This window comes from Arthrobacter sp. efr-133-TYG-120 (assembly GCF_030209785.1).
Taxonomy (GTDB): domain Bacteria; phylum Actinomycetota; class Actinomycetes; order Actinomycetales; family Micrococcaceae; genus Arthrobacter.
Genome location: NZ_JARVRI010000001.1, coordinates 107,424 through 126,099 on the forward strand (window position 1 = coordinate 107,424; position 18,676 = coordinate 126,099).

17 protein-coding genes are annotated in these 18,676 nt (G+C 64.8%); 7 read left to right on the top strand and 10 right to left on the bottom strand.

The window, feature by feature from the left end:
• The first annotated feature begins 13 nt into the window (after positions 1-13).
• Positions 14-958 (top strand): COX15/CtaA family protein, encoded by a 945-nt coding sequence (locus QRN51_RS00550; RefSeq protein ID WP_059389274.1) that lies wholly within the window; start codon positions 14-16, stop codon positions 956-958.
• 179 nt (positions 959-1,137) lie between these two features.
• Here the strand turns inward: QRN51_RS00550 and QRN51_RS00555 are convergent, their stop codons facing one another.
• Positions 1,138-2,100 (bottom strand): heme o synthase, encoded by a 963-nt coding sequence (locus tag QRN51_RS00555; RefSeq protein ID WP_059389275.1) that lies wholly within the window; start codon positions 2,098-2,100, stop codon positions 1,138-1,140.
• Positions 2,101-2,503: 403 nt separating this feature from the next.
• Here QRN51_RS00555 and tkt point away from each other — a divergent pair, with 403 nt between their 5' ends.
• Genes tkt through pgl form a run of 6 tightly spaced genes read left to right on the top strand, consistent with a single transcriptional unit; the run spans position 2,504 to position 10,771 of the window.
• Entirely contained in the window at positions 2,504-4,630 is a 2,127-nt protein-coding gene (tkt, locus tag QRN51_RS00560) for a transketolase (RefSeq protein WP_370872085.1), read from the top strand.
• Between the two features lie 57 nt (positions 4,631-4,687).
• Positions 4,688-5,806 carry a transaldolase gene (gene tal, locus QRN51_RS00565; protein WP_284988216.1) on the top strand — a complete coding sequence of 373 codons (1,119 nt, stop codon included), beginning with the start codon at positions 4,688-4,690 and terminating at the stop codon, positions 5,804-5,806.
• A 5-nt stretch (positions 5,807-5,811) separates the two neighbouring features.
• Positions 5,812-7,443 (top strand): glucose-6-phosphate isomerase, encoded by a 1,632-nt coding sequence (locus QRN51_RS00570; protein ID WP_284988217.1) that lies wholly within the window; start codon positions 5,812-5,814, stop codon positions 7,441-7,443.
• A gap of 15 nt (positions 7,444-7,458) precedes the next feature.
• Complete coding sequence (gene zwf, locus QRN51_RS00575) at positions 7,459-9,024, top strand: glucose-6-phosphate dehydrogenase (protein WP_059389277.1); 1,566 nt, start codon at positions 7,459-7,461, stop codon at positions 9,022-9,024.
• Complete coding sequence (locus tag QRN51_RS00580; protein ID WP_284988218.1) at positions 9,021-9,944, top strand: glucose-6-phosphate dehydrogenase assembly protein OpcA; 924 nt, start codon at positions 9,021-9,023, stop codon at positions 9,942-9,944. The genes zwf and QRN51_RS00580 overlap by 4 nt, the downstream gene beginning before the upstream one ends.
• Positions 9,945-9,952: 8 nt before the next feature.
• Positions 9,953-10,771 (top strand): 6-phosphogluconolactonase, encoded by an 819-nt coding sequence (pgl, locus tag QRN51_RS00585; protein WP_284988219.1) that lies wholly within the window; start codon positions 9,953-9,955, stop codon positions 10,769-10,771.
• On the opposite strand, the gene QRN51_RS00590 is transcribed toward pgl, so the two are convergent.
• The 9 genes from QRN51_RS00590 to rapZ all read right to left on the bottom strand — a co-directional run bounded on the left by QRN51_RS00590 (position 10,724) and on the right by rapZ (position 18,600).
• The gene (locus QRN51_RS00590; RefSeq protein WP_284988220.1) at positions 10,724-11,119 is read right to left on the bottom strand and encodes an RNA polymerase-binding protein RbpA; all 396 of its coding nucleotides are present in this window, start codon (positions 11,117-11,119) and stop codon (positions 10,724-10,726) included. The genes pgl and QRN51_RS00590 overlap by 48 nt on opposite strands.
• An 82-nt stretch (positions 11,120-11,201) precedes the next feature.
• Positions 11,202-11,459 (bottom strand): preprotein translocase subunit SecG, encoded by a 258-nt coding sequence (secG, locus tag QRN51_RS00595; RefSeq protein ID WP_059389278.1) that lies wholly within the window; start codon positions 11,457-11,459, stop codon positions 11,202-11,204.
• A 47-nt stretch (positions 11,460-11,506) separates the two neighbouring features.
• Entirely contained in the window at positions 11,507-12,322 is an 816-nt protein-coding gene (gene tpiA / locus QRN51_RS00600) for a triose-phosphate isomerase (RefSeq protein WP_284988221.1), read from the bottom strand.
• A gap of 83 nt (positions 12,323-12,405) precedes the next feature.
• Positions 12,406-13,632, bottom strand: coding sequence for a phosphoglycerate kinase (locus QRN51_RS00605; protein WP_284988222.1), 1,227 nt, complete (start codon positions 13,630-13,632; stop codon positions 12,406-12,408).
• 9 nt (positions 13,633-13,641) lie between these two features.
• Positions 13,642-14,652, bottom strand: a complete 1,011-nt coding sequence (gene gap, locus QRN51_RS00610; RefSeq protein WP_059389281.1) for a type I glyceraldehyde-3-phosphate dehydrogenase — start codon at positions 14,650-14,652, stop codon at positions 13,642-13,644.
• Positions 14,653-14,937: 285 nt separating this feature from the next.
• A complete protein-coding gene (locus tag QRN51_RS00615; protein WP_059389282.1) occupies positions 14,938-15,561 on the bottom strand; it encodes a superoxide dismutase in 624 nt (207 codons plus the stop codon).
• Positions 15,562-15,670: 109 nt separating this feature from the next.
• A complete protein-coding gene (gene whiA / locus QRN51_RS00620; protein WP_133202987.1) occupies positions 15,671-16,651 on the bottom strand; it encodes a DNA-binding protein WhiA in 981 nt (326 codons plus the stop codon).
• Between the two features lie 9 nt (positions 16,652-16,660).
• Positions 16,661-17,677, bottom strand: coding sequence for a gluconeogenesis factor YvcK family protein (locus QRN51_RS00625; RefSeq protein WP_284988223.1), 1,017 nt, complete (start codon positions 17,675-17,677; stop codon positions 16,661-16,663).
• On the bottom strand, positions 17,677-18,600 hold the full coding sequence (gene rapZ, locus QRN51_RS00630; RefSeq protein ID WP_284988224.1) for an RNase adapter RapZ: 924 nt from the start codon (positions 18,598-18,600) through the stop codon (positions 17,677-17,679). Before rapZ ends, QRN51_RS00625 begins: the two co-directional genes overlap by 1 nt.
• Between the last annotated feature and the right edge of the window lie 76 nt (positions 18,601-18,676).

Consider the following 18,676-nt stretch of genomic DNA (forward strand, 5'->3'; position numbering starts at 1 on the left):
AATTGAGAAAACTGTGAGCACGGCTTCCCGCCTCCCGAAGTCCATCCAGCAGTTGACCGCCAAGCTCCCCACGGAGGTCAACAGCACCGTCCGCAGGCTGGCGATGTTGTCGCTGATCGGCCAGGTGGTCCTGGTGGTCACCGGCGGCGCGGTCCGGCTGACATCCTCGGGGCTCGGCTGCCCCACGTGGCCGCGCTGCACCAGCGGTTCCCTGGTGAACACGCCGGAGATGGGCATCCACGGCTTCATCGAATTCGGCAACCGCATGTTGACGTTCGCCCTGGCCGCCGTCGCCGTCCTGATGCTGGTGTACTTGTGGAACCTCCGTAAGGAACGCCGCGACCTTTTCCTCCTCGCCGTGGGCCTGCTCGCGAGCATTCCGGCCCAGGCCATCATCGGCGGCATCACCGTGCTGTCGAATCTGAACCCCTGGGTTGTCGGCCTGCACTTCCTGGTTTCGATGGCCCTGGTTGTCTTCTCCACGCTCCTGGTCAACCGCGCCTACGGACGGACCGGCCGCTTCATGAAGCTGACGTTGGCGCCGATTCCGGGCGCAATGAGCCCCGTCATGACCGCCGTCGCGTTCTTCTCGGCAGTCGCCGTGTGCCTCGGCGTCGTGGTGACCGGTGCCGGACCCCACGCAGGCGACGCGAACGCGCCGCGCAACGATCTCGACTGGGACCTCTTCTCGCATATCCACGCAGTGCCCGCGTACCTCATCACGGCGGGAGCCGTCTTCGCCGTCTACTTCGTCCTGCGCAAGGGCATCACCGGCTTGTTCCGCACAGCTGCCCTGCTGCTGCTCGCCGTGACGGTCCTGCAGGCGGTCATTGGCTTTGCCCAGTACTACAACGGCATTCCTGCCCTCCTGGTAGGCGCGCACATGTTGGGCGCCGCCCTGCTCATGAGTGCCGCCACGAACGCGGCGGATGTGGCCCGGTTCAGCCCGAAGCTCTAGCACCTGGCGGCTGATGGCCCCTGCGAAAGCCAAAGGAAAGACCCTCTTTCACGTCATGCGACGTGAAAGAGGGTCTTTCGTTTTGGCGCTATCAGTGAGCGGGCGTTCGGGAAAACGGCCCCATAGGTGAGCGGGCGTTTGGGGGTGACGGGGATGTAGAGGGCGAGTGTGACTGGCCGTCAGCCGCCGATGATCGGGGAACCGATGAACGGGTCCACCGCGAGGGCAATGAAGAGGAGCGTCAGGTAGCTGATGGAGCCGTGGAAGACCTTCATGGCTCCCTTGTTCGAGACGTCCCCGCCCTGTGCCCGGTTGTAGAGGGCGTGTGATTCATACAGGAACCAGGCGCCCGCGAGGACGGCGGCGATGGTGTACACCCAGCCGGCGCGGCCCACGGGCACCAAAAGCAGCGAACACGCAACCATGGCCCAGGCGTAGAGAACCACCTGCACGGAAACCACCTTGGCACCTGCGATGGCACCCAGCATGGGGACGTTGGCGTTGCGGTAGTCCTCGCCGTACCGCATGGACAGCGGCCAGTAGTGCGGAGGAGTCCACAGGAAAATCACCATGAAGAGCACGACGGCGGGCCACTCCACAGTGTTGGTCACGGCGGCCCAGGCGATCAGCACCGGGAAGCAGCCGGCCGCGCCGCCCCACACGATGTTCTGTGCAGTGCGGCGCTTGAGGATCATCGTGTAGATGACAACGTAGAAAACAATCGCACCAAGGCCGAGCCACGCCGACAGCGGATTGGCCCCGAACCACAGGATGGCGATGGAGGCAGCTCCAAGGATCCATGCGAAGACGAGTGCTTCGCGAGGGGTGACTTCGCCCGTCACGAGGGGCCGCTTTTCGGTGCGGTGCATCAGCTTGTCGATGTCGCGGTCGATGTAGCAGTTGAAGACCCCTGCGCTGCCGGCTGCGAAGGCGCCGCCCACCAACGTGGCGAGGATCAAGCCGATCGAAGGAAAGCCCCGTTGCGCGAAGATCATGGTGGGCAGGGTGCTGACCAGCAGCAATTCGATCACGCGGGGTTTGGTCAGTGCCAGATACGCCTTGAACTTACGGGACATTCCGCGCTTCCCCACAGCCGGGGAAGCATTGAGGGGCGTATCTGTTGTGCTCACGTTGGCAGTCACTCTGTTCTTTGCTGGTGTTGTCAAGGCGGGTTTCCCGCGGTGGCGGCACCCCGGTTCGGCCTCCAGATATCATACCGTGGCCTGTCCGACGCCATGGCACCCGGAACTTTCCTTTGTTTCCGAAAGTTCACCGGCGCTTTGCCGCTGCCGTGATTCATAAAACGGAATATGCGTCCATTTTTTGAGATTCCCACCATTCGGGGTGGCGAACCGGGCTAAGCTGTCTGCAGATCAGCTCACGCAGGTTTCCGAGAAAGCGTATTCTCAGATTTGCATGTCTGGATGATAGATCAACGTTTCAATGGTGAACGGCTGGTAGGAACTTCGCAGCGGGCGCCATCCTGTGCCCGAGGCTTGCCATGTGCCGTCACCAGCCGTCAGCACAGAGAGGGGCTCGGTTTACGTGCCACATTTGGAAGAGCAAGAACTGACTTGGACAAGCCTGGACCAGCGCGCCGTGGACACCGTCCGCGTTTTGGCCGCTGACGCCGTCGAGAAGGTCGGCAACGGTCACCCCGGTACGGCCATGAGCCTTGCGCCGGCCGCCTACCTGCTGTTCCAGAAGCTGATGCGCCACGACCCGAAGCACCCGGACTGGATCGGCCGCGACCGGTTCATCCTGTCCCCCGGACACACATCGCTGACCCTGTACATCCAGCTGTTCCTTTCCGGCTACGGCCTGGAGCTGAAGGACCTCGAGGCCCTGCGCACCTGGGGCTCGCTGACCCCCGGCCACCCGGAATACAAGCACACCGCCGGCGTCGAGATCACCACCGGCCCGCTGGGCCAGGGCCTGGCCTCCTCGGTGGGCTTCGCCTACTCGCAGCGCCGCCAACGCGGCCTGTTCGACGCCGATGCTCCCGCCGGCGAGAGCCCGTTCGACCACACCATCTGGGTCATTGCCTCCGACGGCGATCTCCAGGAAGGCGTCACCTCGGAAGCTTCTTCGCTGGCCGGCCACCAGGAACTGGGCAACCTCGTGGTGATCTACGACGAGAACCACATCTCCATCGAAGACGACACCGACGTGGCCTTCACCGAAGACGTCCTCAAGCGCTACGAGGCCTACGGCTGGCACACCCAGCGCGTGGACTGGACGAAGACCGGCGAATACGTCGAAGACGTCCAGGAGCTCTACGGTGCCCTGCTCGCCGCCAAGGCCGAGACCGGCAAGCCGTCCATCATCTCGCTGCGCACCATCATCGGCTACCCGGCTCCCAAGAAGCAGAACACCGGCAAGATCCACGGTTCCGCCCTCGGTGCCGAAGAAGTCGCAGCATTGAAAGAAGTCCTGGGCTTCGATCCCGAGCGTTCCTTCCAGGTTGACGAGGACGTCCTGGCGCACGCCCGTGCAGTCGTCGAGCGCGGCGCAGCCGAGCGCAGCGAATGGCAGGCATCCTTCGAGGCCTGGCAGACCGCCAACCCCGAGGGCGCGGCACTGCTTGAGCGCATCGAGGCCAAGAAGCTCCCCGTCGAGCTCGACGCCGCACTGCCGGTGTTCGAAGCAGGCAAGGAAGTTTCCACCCGCGCCGCGTCCGGCAAGGTCCTGAACGCGATCGGCCCGGTCCTTCCGGAACTGTGGGGCGGCTCAGCCGACCTCGCCGAGTCCAACAACACCACCATCGAGGGTTCGCCGTCGTTCATCCCGGCCTCGCGCTCCACCGGCGCGTGGAAGGGCAACCCGTACGGCCGGGTGTTGCACTTCGGTATCCGCGAGCACGCTGCCGCGTCGATCGTGAACGGCATCTCGCTGCACGGCCGGACCCGGGCGTTCTCCGGCACGTTCCTGATCTTCAGTGACTACCAGCGTCCCGCGATCCGCCTTGGCGCGCTCATGGGCGTCCCGTCGCTGTACGTCTGGACCCACGACTCGATCGGCCTGGGCGAAGACGGCCCAACCCACCAGCCGGTGGAGCAGCTGTCCACCCTCCGCGCCATTCCGGGCCTGGACGTTGTCCGTCCCGGCGACGCCAACGAGGTTGCCGCGGCATGGAAGACCATGCTTGAGAACCACGAGAACCCGGCAGGCATCGTGCTGACCCGCCAGAACATCCCGACCTACGCACGCGGCGAAGGCCTTGCCGAGGGTGACACCTTCGGCTCCACCGCCGGGGTCGCCAAGGGCGGCTACGTCCTGGCAGAGGCTTCAAAGGACGGCGCTACGGTCCCGGCCGAGGTCATCCTGATCGGCACCGGTTCCGAGGTCCAGCTCGCGGTGAACGCCCGCGAAGCGCTCCAGGCCGAAGGCATCGCCACCCGCGTCGTCTCCATGCCGTGCGTCGAGTGGTTCAACAAGCAGGACTCCGCGTACCGCGAGTCCGTGCTCCCCGCCGCCGTCAAGGCCCGCGTCTCGGTCGAAGCCGGCCTGGCACTGGGCTGGAAGGAATTCGTCGGCGACGCCGGACGCTCCATCAGCCTCGAGCACTTCGGCGCCTCGGCAGACTACAAGCGCCTCTTCAAGGAGTTCGGCATCACGGCAGAAGCAGTCGCCGCCGCCGCAAAGGACTCCCTCGCGGGTCTCAATAGCTGAAAAAGCGTTTGAGACGAATCCGACAGCAACGAACAGATTTCCAAGGAGATTAAAGAAATGACTACGACTCCCACCCAGCAGCTTTCCGACGCCGGCGTGTCCATCTGGCTTGACGACCTCTCCCGCGAACGCCTTTCCAGCGGCAGCCTGCAGAAGCTCATCGAAGAGAAGAACGTAGTTGGTGTCACCACCAACCCGTCCATCTTCCACGCCGCCATCACCGCCGGCAGCGACTACGACGCCGTGATTGCCGAAGAGGCCGCCAAGGGCGCAACCGTTGAAGAGACTGTCTTCGAGATCACCACCACCGACGTCGCCGATGCCTGCGACCTCTTCGCCCCGGTCGCGGCAGCGAGCAACGGCGTGGACGGCCGCGTCTCCATCGAGGTGGACCCCCGCCTGGCGTGGGACACCGAAGGCACCATCGCCGAGGCCAAGCACCTGTACAAGAAGGTCAACAAGGACAACGTCCACATCAAGATCCCGGCAACCCTCGAAGGCCTCGCCGCCATCACGGCAACCCTGGCCGAGGGCATCAGCGTCAACGTGACCCTGATCTTCTCCCTGGAGCGCTACCGCGCCGTCATCAACGCTTTCCAGTCCGGCCTGGAGCTGGCCAAGGAAAACGGCCACGACCTCTCCAAGATCCACTCCGTGGCGTCCTTCTTCGTCTCCCGCGTGGACACCGAGATCGACAAGCGCCTCAACGCCATCGGCACCGATGAGGCCAAGGCCCTCAAGGGCAAGGCAGGCGTCGCCAACGCCCGCCTCGCCTACCAGGTCTACGAAGAGCTGTTCTCCACCGAGCGTTGGGCAGTCCTGGCCGAAGCCGGCGCGCTCCCGCAGCGCCCGCTGTGGGCCTCCACCGGCGTCAAGGACCCGGCGTACCCGGACACCCTGTACGTGACCGAACTGGTCGCGGCCGGCGTCGTCAACACCATGCCGGAAAAGACCCTCGACGCCACGTTCGACCACGGCGTCGTCACGGGTGACACCATCTCCGGCACCTACGAAGAAGCAAACAACGTCCTCAACGCACTCGAGGGCCTGGGCATCTCCTACAACGACGTCGTCGCAATCCTCGAATCCGAGGGCCTGGACAAGTTCGTCGCCAGCTGGAAGGAACTTCTGGCCGACGTCGAAGGTGCCCTCGCCTCTGCACGGAAGGCTTCCTAACCCACATGAGCACTCTCAGCTACGACGCCAGCGGTGCTGCGCAGCAGGCCATCGAGCAACACATCCCGGCACTTGTCGAAGACCGGATTGCCACCAGGATTTTCGCCAAGGACCACACTCTGTGGGGTCCGGACGCCGAATCCGAATCCGCCATCCGTCTCGGATGGGTGGAAGCGGCAACCGTTTCCCAGCCCTTGGTCGAAGGGATCCTGGGACTCCGGGATGCCCTCCGGGCCGAAGGCGTCTCCCGCATTGTCCTGTGTGGCATGGGCGGCTCTTCGCTTGCCCCCGAGGTCATTGCCGGCACTGCTGGCGTCGAGCTGACCGTGCTGGACAGCACAGACCCCGAACAAGTCGGTGCTGCCCTCGCGGACCGCCTGGCCGAGACCGCCATCGTGGTCTCGTCCAAGTCAGGCTCCACCGTGGAAACCGACTCGCAGCGACGAGTATTCGAGCAGGCCTTCACCGAGGCCGGCATCGATGCCAAGAGCCGCATCGTCATCGTGACCGATCCGGGTTCCCCGCTGGACAAGGCCTCCCGTGAAGCCGGCTACCGTGCCGTCTTCAACGCCGACCCGAACGTCGGCGGCCGCTTTTCGGCGCTGACGGCTTTCGGCCTGGTCCCCAGCGGCCTCGCGGGAGTCGACATCCAGGCATTCCTGGACGAGGCCGAGGAAGCTGCGGAAATCCTCAACGAAGACTCACCCGAGAACATCGGGCTCCGGCTCGGTGCCGCCCTGGGCGGAACCACCCCGCTGCGCAACAAGATCGTCATCGTCGAAGACGGTTCCGGAATCGTCGGCTTCGCGGACTGGGCCGAACAGCTCATCGCCGAATCCACGGGCAAGCTCGGCACGGGGGTCCTGCCGGTTGTTGCAGGTCCTTCCGCACCCGAGGTCAGCAGCGGTGCGGAAGACGTCCTGGTGATCCGCCTCGTCGGTGCGGAATCCGACGTCGAACTCGGCGAAAACGAAGCCGCCATCGCCGGTGGCCTCGCCACCCAGATGTTCGTCTGGGAATTCGCCACCTCGGTCGCCGGCCGCCTGCTGGGCATCAACCCCTTTGACCAGCCCGACGTCGAGGCAGCCAAGATTGCCGCGCGCGGCCTGTTGGACGCGCGTCCCGAGCCGACGCCGGCGAACTTCGTCGACGGCGCGATCGAGGTCCGCGGAGGTGCGTGGCTCGGCGACGCGGCAACGGCCGCCGATGCCGTCAAGGCGCTCCTCGGCGAACTCGGCACGGACGGCTACCTGAGCGTCCAGGCGTATTTCGACCGGATCGCGTTCGCGCAGCTTGAGGGCATCCGGGACGAACTCGCCGGGGTCAGCGGCCGCCCGGTCACTTTTGGCTGGGGTCCGCGCTTCCTGCACTCCACCGGGCAATTCCACAAGGGCGGACCGGCCATCGGTTCGTTCCTGCAAGTGACCGCTTCCGCGACCGGCGACATCGCCATTCCGGAACGGCCGTTCACCTTCGGTCAGCTGATTGCGGCCCAGGCGGCCGGCGATGCCCAGGTTCTCGAGAACCACGGCCGCCCGGTACTGCGTCTGCACCTCACGGACCGCGGAGCCGGCGTTGCCCAGCTCCAGGAAATCGTCGCCGCATTGGCCGGCCAGGCCAGCGCGCTCGAAAGCTAAGGCACAAACCCAAACATGCCAGAAACTGAAATCGGTTACCGGTCCACCGGAAAGGCAAGCCACCGCAATCCCCTTCGGGATCCTCGGGATCGGCGCCTGAACCGCATCGCAGGGCCATCGTCGCTGGTGTTCTTCGGAGTCACCGGCGACCTTGCCCGGAAGAAACTCATGCCGGCGGTCTACGACCTCGCCAACCGCGGGCTGTTGCCGCCGAGCTTCGCGCTCGTCGGCTTCGGCCGGCGGGACTGGAGCAACGAGGACTTCGCGAACGAGGTCAAGGAGAACGTCAAGGCGCACTCCCGCACCCCGTTCGACGACGCCGTCTGGAACCAGCTCTCCGAGGGCATCCGCTTCGTCCAGGGAGAGTTCGACGACGACCAGGCGTTCAAGCGCCTCAGCGCCACGCTTGACGAACTCGACGAGACCCGCGGCACGCGCGGCAATCACGGTTTCTACCTGTCCATCCCGCCCAAGGCCTTCGAGCAGGTCTGCCAGCAGCTCTCCAAGCACGGGCTGGCGCAGGCCGGCGACGGCCAGTGGCGCCGCGTGGTCATCGAGAAGCCCTTCGGCCACGACCTGGAGTCCGCGCGCAAGCTCAACGACATCGTGGAGTCCGTCTTCCCGCCGGACGCGGTCTTCCGCATCGACCACTACCTTGGCAAGGAAACGGTCCAGAACATCCTGGCCCTGCGCTTCGCCAACCAGTTGTTCGAGCCTTTGTGGAACGCCAACTATGTTGACCACGTCCAGATCACCATGGCCGAGGACATCGGCACCGGGGGCCGGGCGGGGTATTACGACGGCGTCGGCGCGGCCCGCGACGTCATCCAGAACCACCTGCTGCAGTTGCTGGCCCTGACGGCCATGGAGGAGCCCATTTCCTTCAACGCCGATGACCTGCGTGCCGAGAAGGAAAAGGTCCTCGCTGCTGTCAGGCTTCCCGAGGACCTCTCCACCCATTCGGCCCGCGGCCAGTTCACCGGGGGCTGGCAGGGCGGGGAATTGGTGCAGGGCTACCTCGAGGAAGACGGCATTCCGGCCGATTCCAAGACGGAAACCTACGCGGCCATCCGCCTGGACATCAACACCCGGCGCTGGGCCGGGGCTCCGTTCTACCTGCGGGCCGGCAAGCGTCTTGGCCGCCGCGTCACGGAAATCGCCGTGGTGTTCAAGCGCGCACCCAACCTGCTGTTCCGCGGCCATGGCGAGGACGACTTCGGCCAGAACGCCGTGGTCATCCGGGTCCAGCCCGACGAGGGCGCTACCATCCGCTTCGGGTCCAAGGTTCCCGGCACGCAGATGGAAGTCCGCGACGTGACCATGGACTTCGGCTACGGCCACTCGTTCACGGAGTCCAGCCCCGAGGCGTACGAACGCCTGATCCTGGACGTGCTGCTCGGCGAGCCCCCGCTCTTCCCGCGGCACCAGGAAGTCGAGGAGTCCTGGAAGATCCTGGACCCCTTCGAGGAATACTGGGCCGGACTCGACGAACAGCCCGAACCCTACGCTCCCGGCAGCTGGGGCCCGGCCTCGGCCGACGAGCTGCTTGCCCGCGACGGACGAACCTGGAGAAGGCCATGATCGTAGATCTTCCCGACACCACCACCTCCAAGATCTCCAAGAAGATCACCTCCCTGCGCGAGCAGGGAGGTGTGATCGCCCTTGGACGCGTCCTGACCCTCGTGGTGGTGACCAAGTCCGGGCTTGAGGAAGAAGCCATCGAGGCAGCCAACGAGGCCAGCCGCGAACATCCGTGCCGCATCATCGTCCTCGCGGACGCAGGCAGCGAAGCGCCGAACCGCCTCGACGCCCAGATCCGCGTGGGTGGCGACGCCGGAGCATCAGAAGTCATCGTGCTGCGCGGTTACGGTGAACTCGCCAAGGAAAGCGAATCCCTCGTCGCGGCACTGCTGCTCCCGGACGCGCCGATCGTGGCCTGGTGGCCGCACGGAGCACCCGAGAACGCCTGCGAGACCTCCATCGGCAGGATCGCGCACCGCCGCATCACGGACTCCGCCAACGAGGCCGACCCCGCAGCAGCGCTGGCCCGGATCCGGAACACGTACCGGGCCGGCGACACCGATCTGGCCTGGACACGCCTGACCAACTGGCGCCTCCAGCTCGCGGCAGCCCTGGACCAGGTAGACGAATCCCCCGTCACGGCCATCGCCGTCGAGGGTGCTTCCGACTCGCCCAGCACGCTGCTGCTGGCCGCCTGGCTCACCCTGTTCCTCGACGCTCCGGTCCAGATTGTTGCCGACCCGGCGGGAACAGGCATCCGCAGGGTACGGCTGAGCCGCGCCACAGGCGACGTCCAGCTGGTCCGTCCCGGACTCACCATTGCGGAACTGACCCAGCCGGGCCAGCCCGCGCAGCGGATTTCACTGCCTCGCCGCAGCCTGCGGGACTGCCTCGCCGAAGAATTGCGCCGTCTTGATCCGGACGATGTCTTCGGAGAAGTGATTACTATGGGACTGCCCCGAACCAATAGCAAGGAGTGACCGTCCCAGTGAGCGCTGACCCAAGAGTAAGCATCCATCCCGACTCCGCCGTCCTTATGGCCGCGATCGCAGCACGGCTCATCACCAAGCTGGTGGACGTCCAGGACAAGCACGGAGAAGCCACTGTGGTCCTCACCGGCGGAACCGTGGGCATCGGCACCCTGAAAGCGGTTGCCGATTCGCCCGCGGCGCCGGCCGTTGACTGGTCCCGGGTGAACTTCTGGTGGGGTGACGAGCGCTTCGTCGGCAAGGACAGCACCGACCGCAACACCGTGCAAGCGCGTGAGGCACTGCTCTCCAGCCTGCCGGTGGACCCGGCCCGCGTGCACGAACCGGGATCATCGGATGAGTTCGCCACCGCGGACGAGGCCGCGGCGGACTACGCGGCCCGGCTCAAAGCCGCTGCCGAGGCCGAGCACTCCGCGGACACCTCGGACAACCGTCCCGAGGAGGCAGGCGAGTTGCCCCGCTTCGACATCCTGCTGCTCGGGGTGGGTCCGGATGCGCATATTGCCTCGCTCTTCCCGGAGCAGGCAGGTATCCGCGTGAAGGACCGTACGGTGGTGGGGGTCGAGAACTCCCCCAAGCCACCGCCGTCGAGGATTTCGCTGACCTTGCCCGCCATCAACTCCGCCCAGGAAATCTGGATGGTCGTGGCAGGCGAGGACAAGGCCGGCGCCGTGGGGCTGGCACTTGCCGGGGCCAACCCGGTACAGGTTCCCGCCTCCGGGCCCAGTGGCCGCTCGAGGACCCTGTGGCTTATCGATGAGAATGCAGCCTCACGCGTCCCCCAGCAGCTCGTCCGAAAGGACCCCGCGGGCGCGTAGCCGCTTGAGCGCTCCGGCCAGGACAATCTCCGCGTCTTGGCTGGAGCGTCTTTCTTTAACGTAGTCCAGGTGGCTCTTGAAGATTTCTTCGTCCGCACGTTCCATGGTGGCTTCGCCCTGTTCGCGGACGGCAACCAGGCCACACTTCGGGCAATCCCACCGGATCGGGATTTGATCTTCCGGGAGTTTAACGAAAACAAGCCGCGTCTCATGTCCCTTGGCGCACCAATAGGGAACACGAATACGCGGCAAGCTTTCGCCGACTACAGAGTCGGGTTGGTTTCTCGGGGCCGATCCAGCTGTTACGCCGGCCCGTGTGCCCCGGAATCCAGAAGTACCATGAACCATCGTCGATCCCCTTGAGAGTTCGGCTGCATGGCTTGAAGGCCATGCAGCCTAGTCTAGTGGGAGGATCCCGGCGACGGCAGTGCTAGGAGTCTCCGCCCGCGGTGAAGCGCATGATGAGGCCAAGTCCAATGATCACGACACCCCAAGTGCAGCCCAAGACGATGGTGAAGCGGTTGAGGTTTCGCTCTGCGACACCTGAAGAACTCAATCCTGAGCTCATGCCACCGCCAAACATATCGGACAACCCGCCGCCACGTCCCTTGTGGAGGAGGATGAGCAGCGTCAGCAGAAGGCTGGTAATGCCCAGCAGAATCTGCAGAATGACTTGAAGAACGTCCACGACGGCCTTTCAGAAGAACGGAAAACGGGAGCGGAACCGGAAACGGACTAAGCCGCGCTGAGGTGGCTCTCGAACCTGACAATGTTAGCAAACTCGGCGGGGTCCAGGCTCGCGCCACCCACCAGCAAGCCGTCGACGTCGCTTTCGGCCATGATCGCTGCCGCATTGTTGGCCTTGACCGAACCACCGTAAAGGAGGCGGGTCTTGGCGGCCACAGCATCGTCGAACAAGGATGCGAGCTCTGAACGGATAGCGGCGCACATCTCCTGTGCGTCTTCGGGACCCGCGACTTCGCCAGTACCAATGGCCCAGACAGGCTCGTACGCGACAACCAGTTCGCCGGCCTGGTCTGCGGTGAGGCCTTCGACGCCAGCGCGCAACTGGGCCAGCGTGTGCTCCACATGGGTGCCGGCCTGGCGGACCTCAAGGCCCTCGCCGACACACAGGACCGGCGTAACGTCGTGGCGGAAGGCTGCTTTGACCTTCGCGTTGATGACCTGGTCGTCCTCGTTGTGGATGGTGCGGCGTTCGCTGTGGCCCACCAGGACATAGGCGCAACCGAGCTTGTTGAGGAACTGGCCGGAGATATCGCCGGTATACGCTCCGGAGTCGAACTGCGAGAGGTCCTGTCCGCCATAGACGACGTCCAACTCGTCGCCCTGGACGAGGGTCTGCACACCGCGCAGATCGGTAAACGGGGGGAAGACCGACACCTCCACCCGGCTGTAGTCGTGCTTGGCGTCGGAGAGGGTCCAAGCCAGCTTCTGGAGCAGGGTGATGCCCTGGACGTGGTCCATGTTCATCTTCCAGTTGCCGGCAATGAAGGGCTTGCGGATGAAGTTTCCGTTGGCAGAAGTTGTCACGTGTGCTCCAAAGATGCGTTGAGATAGGGAAAGCCGGCGGGGCGCTTGCCTTCAAGGAAGGGCGCCCCGCCGGCCATGTAGCCTTAGCGGTCCAGAACGCTCAGCCCGGGAAGATCCTTGCCTTCAAGGTATTCCAGGCTGGCGCCGCCGCCCGTGGAAATGTGTCCGAACTGGGAGTCCTCAAAGCCGAGGGTCCGGACGGCCGCGGCGGAGTCGCCGCCGCCAACCACGGTGAATGCCGGCGTCTCAGTCAAGGCCTGGGCGATGGCACGGGTGCCGCCGGAGAAGGCTTCGAATTCGAAGACGCCCATGGGGCCGTTCCAGAACACAGTCTGTGCGGCCTTGATCTGCCCGGCGAAAGCCTCCGCGGATACCGGTCCGATGTCCAGGCCAATGCCGGAGGCGCCGAACGAGCTGTCCTCGATCGCGTCAGCGGCGACCACTTCGTGTTCAGCGTCAGCGGCGAAGCGGCTTGCGACCACGACGTCGGTGGGGATGACGAAGGCGGTACCGGCGTCGGAGGCGCGCTTGAGGTAGTCCTGGACCACGGGGATCTGGTCAGCTTCAAGCAGGCTGCCCGCAACCTTGTGACCGGCCGCTGCGAGGAAGGTGAAGAGCATTCCGCCACCGACGAGGATGGTGTCTGCCTTGCCGAGGAGGTTGTCGATCACTGCGAGCTTGTCAGAGACCTTGGAACCGCCGAGGACCACGACGTACGGGCGCTGGGTATCCGTGGTGAGTTTGCGCAGAACCTCCACCTCGGTGTGCACAAGGTCACCCTGGTAGGAAGGAAGCCGGGTGGCGACGTCGTAGACGCTGGCGTGCTTGCGGTGGACGGCGCCGAAGGCGTCATCCACGAAGGCACCGTTGTCGCCGGTGAGCGCCACGAGTTCATCGGCGAAGGCGCCGCGCTCGGCGTCGTCCTTGCTGGTTTCGCGGGCGTCGAAACGGACGTTCTCCAGGACCAGGACGTCTCCATCGTCCAGGGACCCGGCCAGCTCCTTGGCGGACTCACCAACGGTGTCTTCCGCGAGCTGGACCTTGAATGGCGCGAGCTCGGCAAGCCGCGCCACAGCCGGCTTGAGCGAATACTTGGCCTCGGGAGCGCCCTTGGGGCGTCCCAGGTGGGCGGTGACGAGCACGCGGGCACCGGCGTCCGAGAGCTTTTCGATGACCGGGAGGGAGGCCTTGATGCGGCCGTCGTCGGTCACTGTAGAGCCGTCGAGCGGCACATTCAGGTCACTTCTGACAAGAATGTACCGCCCGCGGACACCTTCAGCGATCAGTTCGTTGAGGGTGTGAGATGTCATGTGTCTACCCTAGCCCAGCTTGGATGCGACGAGCTCCGTGAGGTCAACGAGGCGGTTGGAGTAGCCCCATTCGTTGTCATACCAGGAAACAACCTTGACCTGGTTGCCGATGACCTTGGTGAGGCCGGAGTCGAAGATCGAAGAAGAGGGGTCGCCGACGATGTCAGAAGAGACGATCGGGTCTGCCGTGTAGCTGAGGATGCCCTTGAACTGCTCGGTCTCCGAAGCTGCCTTGAGAGCCGCGTTGACTTCCTCAACGGTTACTTCGCGGGAAACCGTGACGGTCAGGTCCGTGGCGGAACCGGTGGGGACCGGGACGCGGATGGCGTAGCCGTCGAGCTTGCCCTTGAGTTCCGGAAGGACGAGGCCGATCGCCTTGGCAGCACCAGTGGAGGTGGGAACCATGTTGATCGCTGCGGCGCGGGCACGGCGGAGATCGCTGTGGGGGCCGTCCTGCAGGTTCTGGTCCGCCGTGTAGGCGTGCACCGTGGTCATGAGGCCGCGTTCGATGCCGAAGGCGTCGTTGACCACCTTGGCCAGCGGGCCGAGGCAGTTGGTGGTGCAGGAAGCGTTGGAAATGATGTGGTGTGCTGCGGGGTCGTAGAGCTCGTGGTTGACGCCCATGACGATGGTGATGTCTTCGTCCGAAGCAGGAGCGGAGATCAGGACCTTCTTGGCACCTGCGTCGATGTGCTTCTGCGCAGCGGCGGCCTTGGTGAAGAAGCCGGTGGACTCGATGACGATGTCGACGCCCAGTTCGGCCCACGGCAGGTTTGCAGGGTCGCGCTCTGCGAGGACCTTGATGATGCTGCCGTCGACAATGAGGTTGCCCTCTTTGACTTCGACGGACTGGGTCAGGCGGCCGCCGACGGAGTCGTACTTCAAAAGGTGGGCAAGTGCCTCGGGACTCGTGAGGTCGTTGACCGCAACAATTTCGAGGTCGGCACCCTGGGCGAGTGCTGCGCGGAAGTAGTTGCGGCCGATGCGGCCAAAGCCGTTGATACCAATACGGGTGGTCACTATTTCAGTCTCCTTGGTGCTCTTGCAAGCACACCTAGTGAGTCGGATCTTGATTCCAACTAACAATTCCCGCACATCATTGGGCAGAAGTGATTATCAGATCGGAGGGCGACCAGCCACATTGCTGAAGGCTAACCGCCTTCCGTGACCCATCTTACGTTTAACTACGTCTGCCCCCGCAACTGCGGGGGCAGACAATCCGGTATTTGGGCGAAATTCACCTGAATGTGAAGTTTGTTACATCCCCGTGTATTCCGCGTCACTCACCGATCCTGGGCGGAGTCCCTAGAGAACGATCAGCCCGGTGGCGTTCGCGCGGGCCGCTTCGAAGCGCTTTGCGACGTCGGCCCAGTTGACGATGTTCCAGAAGGCCTTGACATAGTCGGCCTTGACGTTGACGTAGTCCAGGTAGAAAGCGTGCTCCCACATGTCCAGCATGAGCAGCGGCGTGGTGCCGACTGCGACATTGCCCTGCTGGTCGTAGAGCTGCTCGATGAGGAGGTTTCCGCCGATGGGCTCGTAGGCAAGGAAGCCCCAGCCGGAACCCTGCAGTCCAAGCGCGGCTGCCGAGAACTGGGCACGGAAAGCATCGAAGGAGCCGAAGGCGTCATCGATGGCCGCAGCCAGCTCACCCTCGGGCTTGTCGCCACCGTCCGGGGAGATGTTGTTCCAGAACACGGAGTGGTTGATGTGGCCGCCGGTGTGGAACGCGAGGTCCTTGGAGAGGCGGTTGATGTTGGCGAAGTCGCCCTTGTCGCGCGCCTCGGCCAACTGGGCCAAAGCGTTGTTGGCGCCTGCTACATAGGCGGCGTGGTGCTTACTGTGGTGCAGCTCCATGATCTTCGCCGAAATGTGCGGCTCAAGTGCTGCGTAGTCGTAGCCGAGCTCGGGCAGTACGTACTCTGTCACGAAATCCTCCAATGTAGTGGACCGGGGTCCGTTTGGTAACTCTCGTTTTGTTCATCCGACCGGCGAACCGGCCGGAAATCTACACCCTGACGATTCTAGGACGGGCGCCCTATTCGTCCATCATTTCGGGGGTCACATTTGCCTCGGTGCCCGGGATCCCCAGGTCGCCGGCCCGCTTGTCCGCCATGGCCAGCAGCCGGCGGATCCTTCCCGCGATGGCGTCCTTGGTCATGGGCGGATCGGCAAGCCGGCCCAATTCATCGAGGCTGGCCTGCTTGTGCGCGACCCGGAGTTCACCCGCGTACTTGAGGTGGTCCGGAACGTCGTCACCCAGGATTTCCAGGGCCCGGTCCACGCGGGCGCCAGCCGCGACGGCGGCCTGGGCCGAACGGCGCAGATTGGCGTCGTCGAAGTTCGCGAGGCGGTTGGCCGTGGCCCGGACTTCCTTCCGCATGCGGCGCTCCTCCCACACCATGAGGGCGTCATGCGCGCCCATCCGGGTGAGCAACGCGGCGATGGTGTCGCCGTCACGGATGACCACGCGATCCACGCCGCGCACTTCCCGGGCCTTGGCCTGGATGCCGAGGCGGCGGGCAGCGCCCACCAGGGCAAGCGCCGATTCCGGCCCGGGGCACGTGACCTCGAGCGAGGATGACCGGCCGGGTTCGGTGAGGGAACCGTGAGCCAGGAACGCGCCGCGCCACACAGCCTCCGCGTCCGACGCCGAACCGTTGACGACGGCGGACGGCAAGCCGCGCACGGGCCGCCCGCGGCCGTCGAGGAGGCCGGTCTGGCGGGCCAGGGCTTCGCCGTCGCGCACTACGCGGACAACGTAGCGGCTACCCCGACGGAGTCCCCCGCCGGAGACGACGATGATCTCGCTCTGGTGCCCGTAGACTTCGGCGATCGCGGCGCGCAGCCGCCGCGCCGTTGAGGCGAGGTCAACCTCCGCCTCGATCACGATGCGGCCCGAAATGATGTGCAGCCCGCCGGCAAAACGCAGCATGGCCGAAACTTCGGCCTTGCGGACGGACGACTTCTTGATGTCCAGCCGGGAAAGTTCTTCCTTGACCGATGCGGTCAGTGCCATCGCATGTTCCTAACTATTCCCGAAGATATCGTGATACGCCGATGCCAGACGCAGCGGGTCGTGGACTGGACGGCGGCTCGACGCCCCCACTTTACCCAAGACCACCTCCGCACCGATCATCCCGGCAGCGCGTTCGAATTCCTTGAGGTCCGATATCGAGGTGGGATCGGCCAGGACAACGTCCACGCTGAACTCCGGCGCATAGTGGCGCAGGGCATCCAGGTGGTCCGCCGCGGACATCCCGGAGGTTTCCTTGGTGTCCATGGCGAGGTTCATGGTGAGGCAGCGTTTGGCGGGGGTGTCGCACAAGGCCTGGCGCATTTCCGGCAGCAGCAAATGCGGTAACACTGACGTGTACCAGGAGCCGGGACCCAGGATGATCCAGTCCGCAAGCTCGATTGCGGTCAACGCTTCGATGCAGGCGCGTGCGTCTTCCGGAAGGAGCCTGACGTTTTCGAGCGATCCGGCAACGGCGCACTTGGCCTGGCCTTTGACGATCTGGAACTCGTACCCGCCCCCGGGCAGTGGCACCCGGACGTCGCCCTCGATGTTCAGCGGCTGGGTGGACATCGGGAGGACCTGGCCGCGGGCACCCAAGAGGGCGCCTGCCCATTTCAGTCCGGCCACGGCGTCGCCCAGAAGCTCCCAGAGGGTGACAATGAGCAGGTTCCCCATGGCATGGTCGTCCAGGGAACCTTCGCGTCCGCTTGGAGTCTTGAAGCGATGCTGCATGACGTCCCGCCAGGTGCGGCCCCAATCGGTGTCGTCACACAGTGCGCTCAGCGCCATTCGAAGGTCGCCCGGCGGAAGGACGCCGTACTCTTCGCGGAGCCGCCCGGAGGATCCGCCGTCGTCGGCAACGGTGACAATAGCGGTGAGCTCGGAGGTCAGGAGCCGCAACGCCGACAACGACGCGGAAAGCCCGTGTCCGCCGCCGAGTGCCACAACCGAGGGGCCTTTGGCGGGCTGGCTGCCCGGCGTGCCTTTCGGTGGAACCAGCGGCAGGGGTCCGGTCAGGACCCCCATTATTCGCGACCCAGATCGCGGTGGCTTGTGGTGACGGTGACCCGCGGGTATTGCGCGAGCCGTTTGGAGAGTTCGACGGCGACCGCGACCGAACGGTGCTTGCCGCCGGTGCAACCGACGGCAATGGTGGCGTAGTGCTTGTTTTCCGTCCGATAGCCGTCGAGGACGGGCTCCAAGGCGAGGACGTAACGGTCGACGAAGTCCTTCACGCCAGCGGCCCCCAGGACATAGTCGCTGACGTCGGCGTCGAGCCCTGTGTGCGGACGCAATTTCGGAACCCAGTGCGGGTTGGGGATGAAGCGAGCATCCGCCACGAAGTTGGCGTCCACGGGCAGGCCGTATTTGAAGCCGAAGCTCATGACGTTCAAGCGCAGCGCCACAGGGCCCGTGTCGGTGAAAAGTTCGGTGATGGCGGTCGCCAGGCCGTGGACGTTGTACGTGCTCGTGTCCAAGACGACGTCCGCGGATTCTTTTAGCTCTTTCAGGACGTCCCGCTCCGCCGCGATGCCGTCCAGGATCCGGCCACCGCCCTGGAGTGGATGCGGGCGGCGGCCCTGCTCAAACCGCCGCACCAGGACGTTGTCGCTGGCATCGAGGAAGAGGACGCGGAAGGTGATTCCGGTGGCGCTGAGCGCGCCGAGCGCCGTCCTGATATCGGTGAAGAGGCCCTTGCTGCGCACGTCCACGACGACGGCAAGCTTGGGGATGGACTGTGGCGCGTGCGAGACGATTTCCGCCAGCGTCCCCAGCATCTGCGGGGGAAGGTTTTCGACGACGTACCAGCCATGGTCCTCCAGGGCGTCGGAGGCGGTGCTCCGGCCTGCTCCGGACATGCCGGTCACCACCAGCAGTTCCGCTTCGACAGGCTTGACGGGTACCAGACCGTCCTGCTCCGCGCCGGATCCTGCTGTTGGCTCTGACATCAAGTTTCCCCGTTTCTGAGATGGTCCAAAGTTTTTGGGATGGTCCACAAGCGGACCCCTTCAGGAGGGGTCCGCT

Coding starts and splice junctions, on each gene's coding strand:
- tal (WP_284988216.1), top strand. CDS start 4,688: ATGACTACGACTCCCACCCAGCAGCTTTCCGACGCCGGCGTGTCCATC.
- QRN51_RS00570 (WP_284988217.1), top strand. CDS start 5,812: ATGAGCACTCTCAGCTACGACGCCAGCGGTGCTGCGCAGCAGGCCATC.
- zwf (WP_059389277.1), top strand. CDS start 7,459: ATGCCAGAAACTGAAATCGGTTACCGGTCCACCGGAAAGGCAAGCCAC.
- QRN51_RS00580 (WP_284988218.1), top strand. CDS start 9,021: ATGATCGTAGATCTTCCCGACACCACCACCTCCAAGATCTCCAAGAAG.
- QRN51_RS00590 (WP_284988220.1), bottom strand. CDS start 11,119: ATGGTTCATGGTACTTCTGGATTCCGGGGCACACGGGCCGGCGTAACA.
- QRN51_RS00605 (WP_284988222.1), bottom strand. CDS start 13,632: ATGACATCTCACACCCTCAACGAACTGATCGCTGAAGGTGTCCGCGGG.
- whiA (WP_133202987.1), bottom strand. CDS start 16,651: ATGGCACTGACCGCATCGGTCAAGGAAGAACTTTCCCGGCTGGACATC.
- QRN51_RS00625 (WP_284988223.1), bottom strand. CDS start 17,677: ATGGGGGTCCTGACCGGACCCCTGCCGCTGGTTCCACCGAAAGGCACG.
- rapZ (WP_284988224.1), bottom strand. CDS start 18,600: ATGTCAGAGCCAACAGCAGGATCCGGCGCGGAGCAGGACGGTCTGGTA.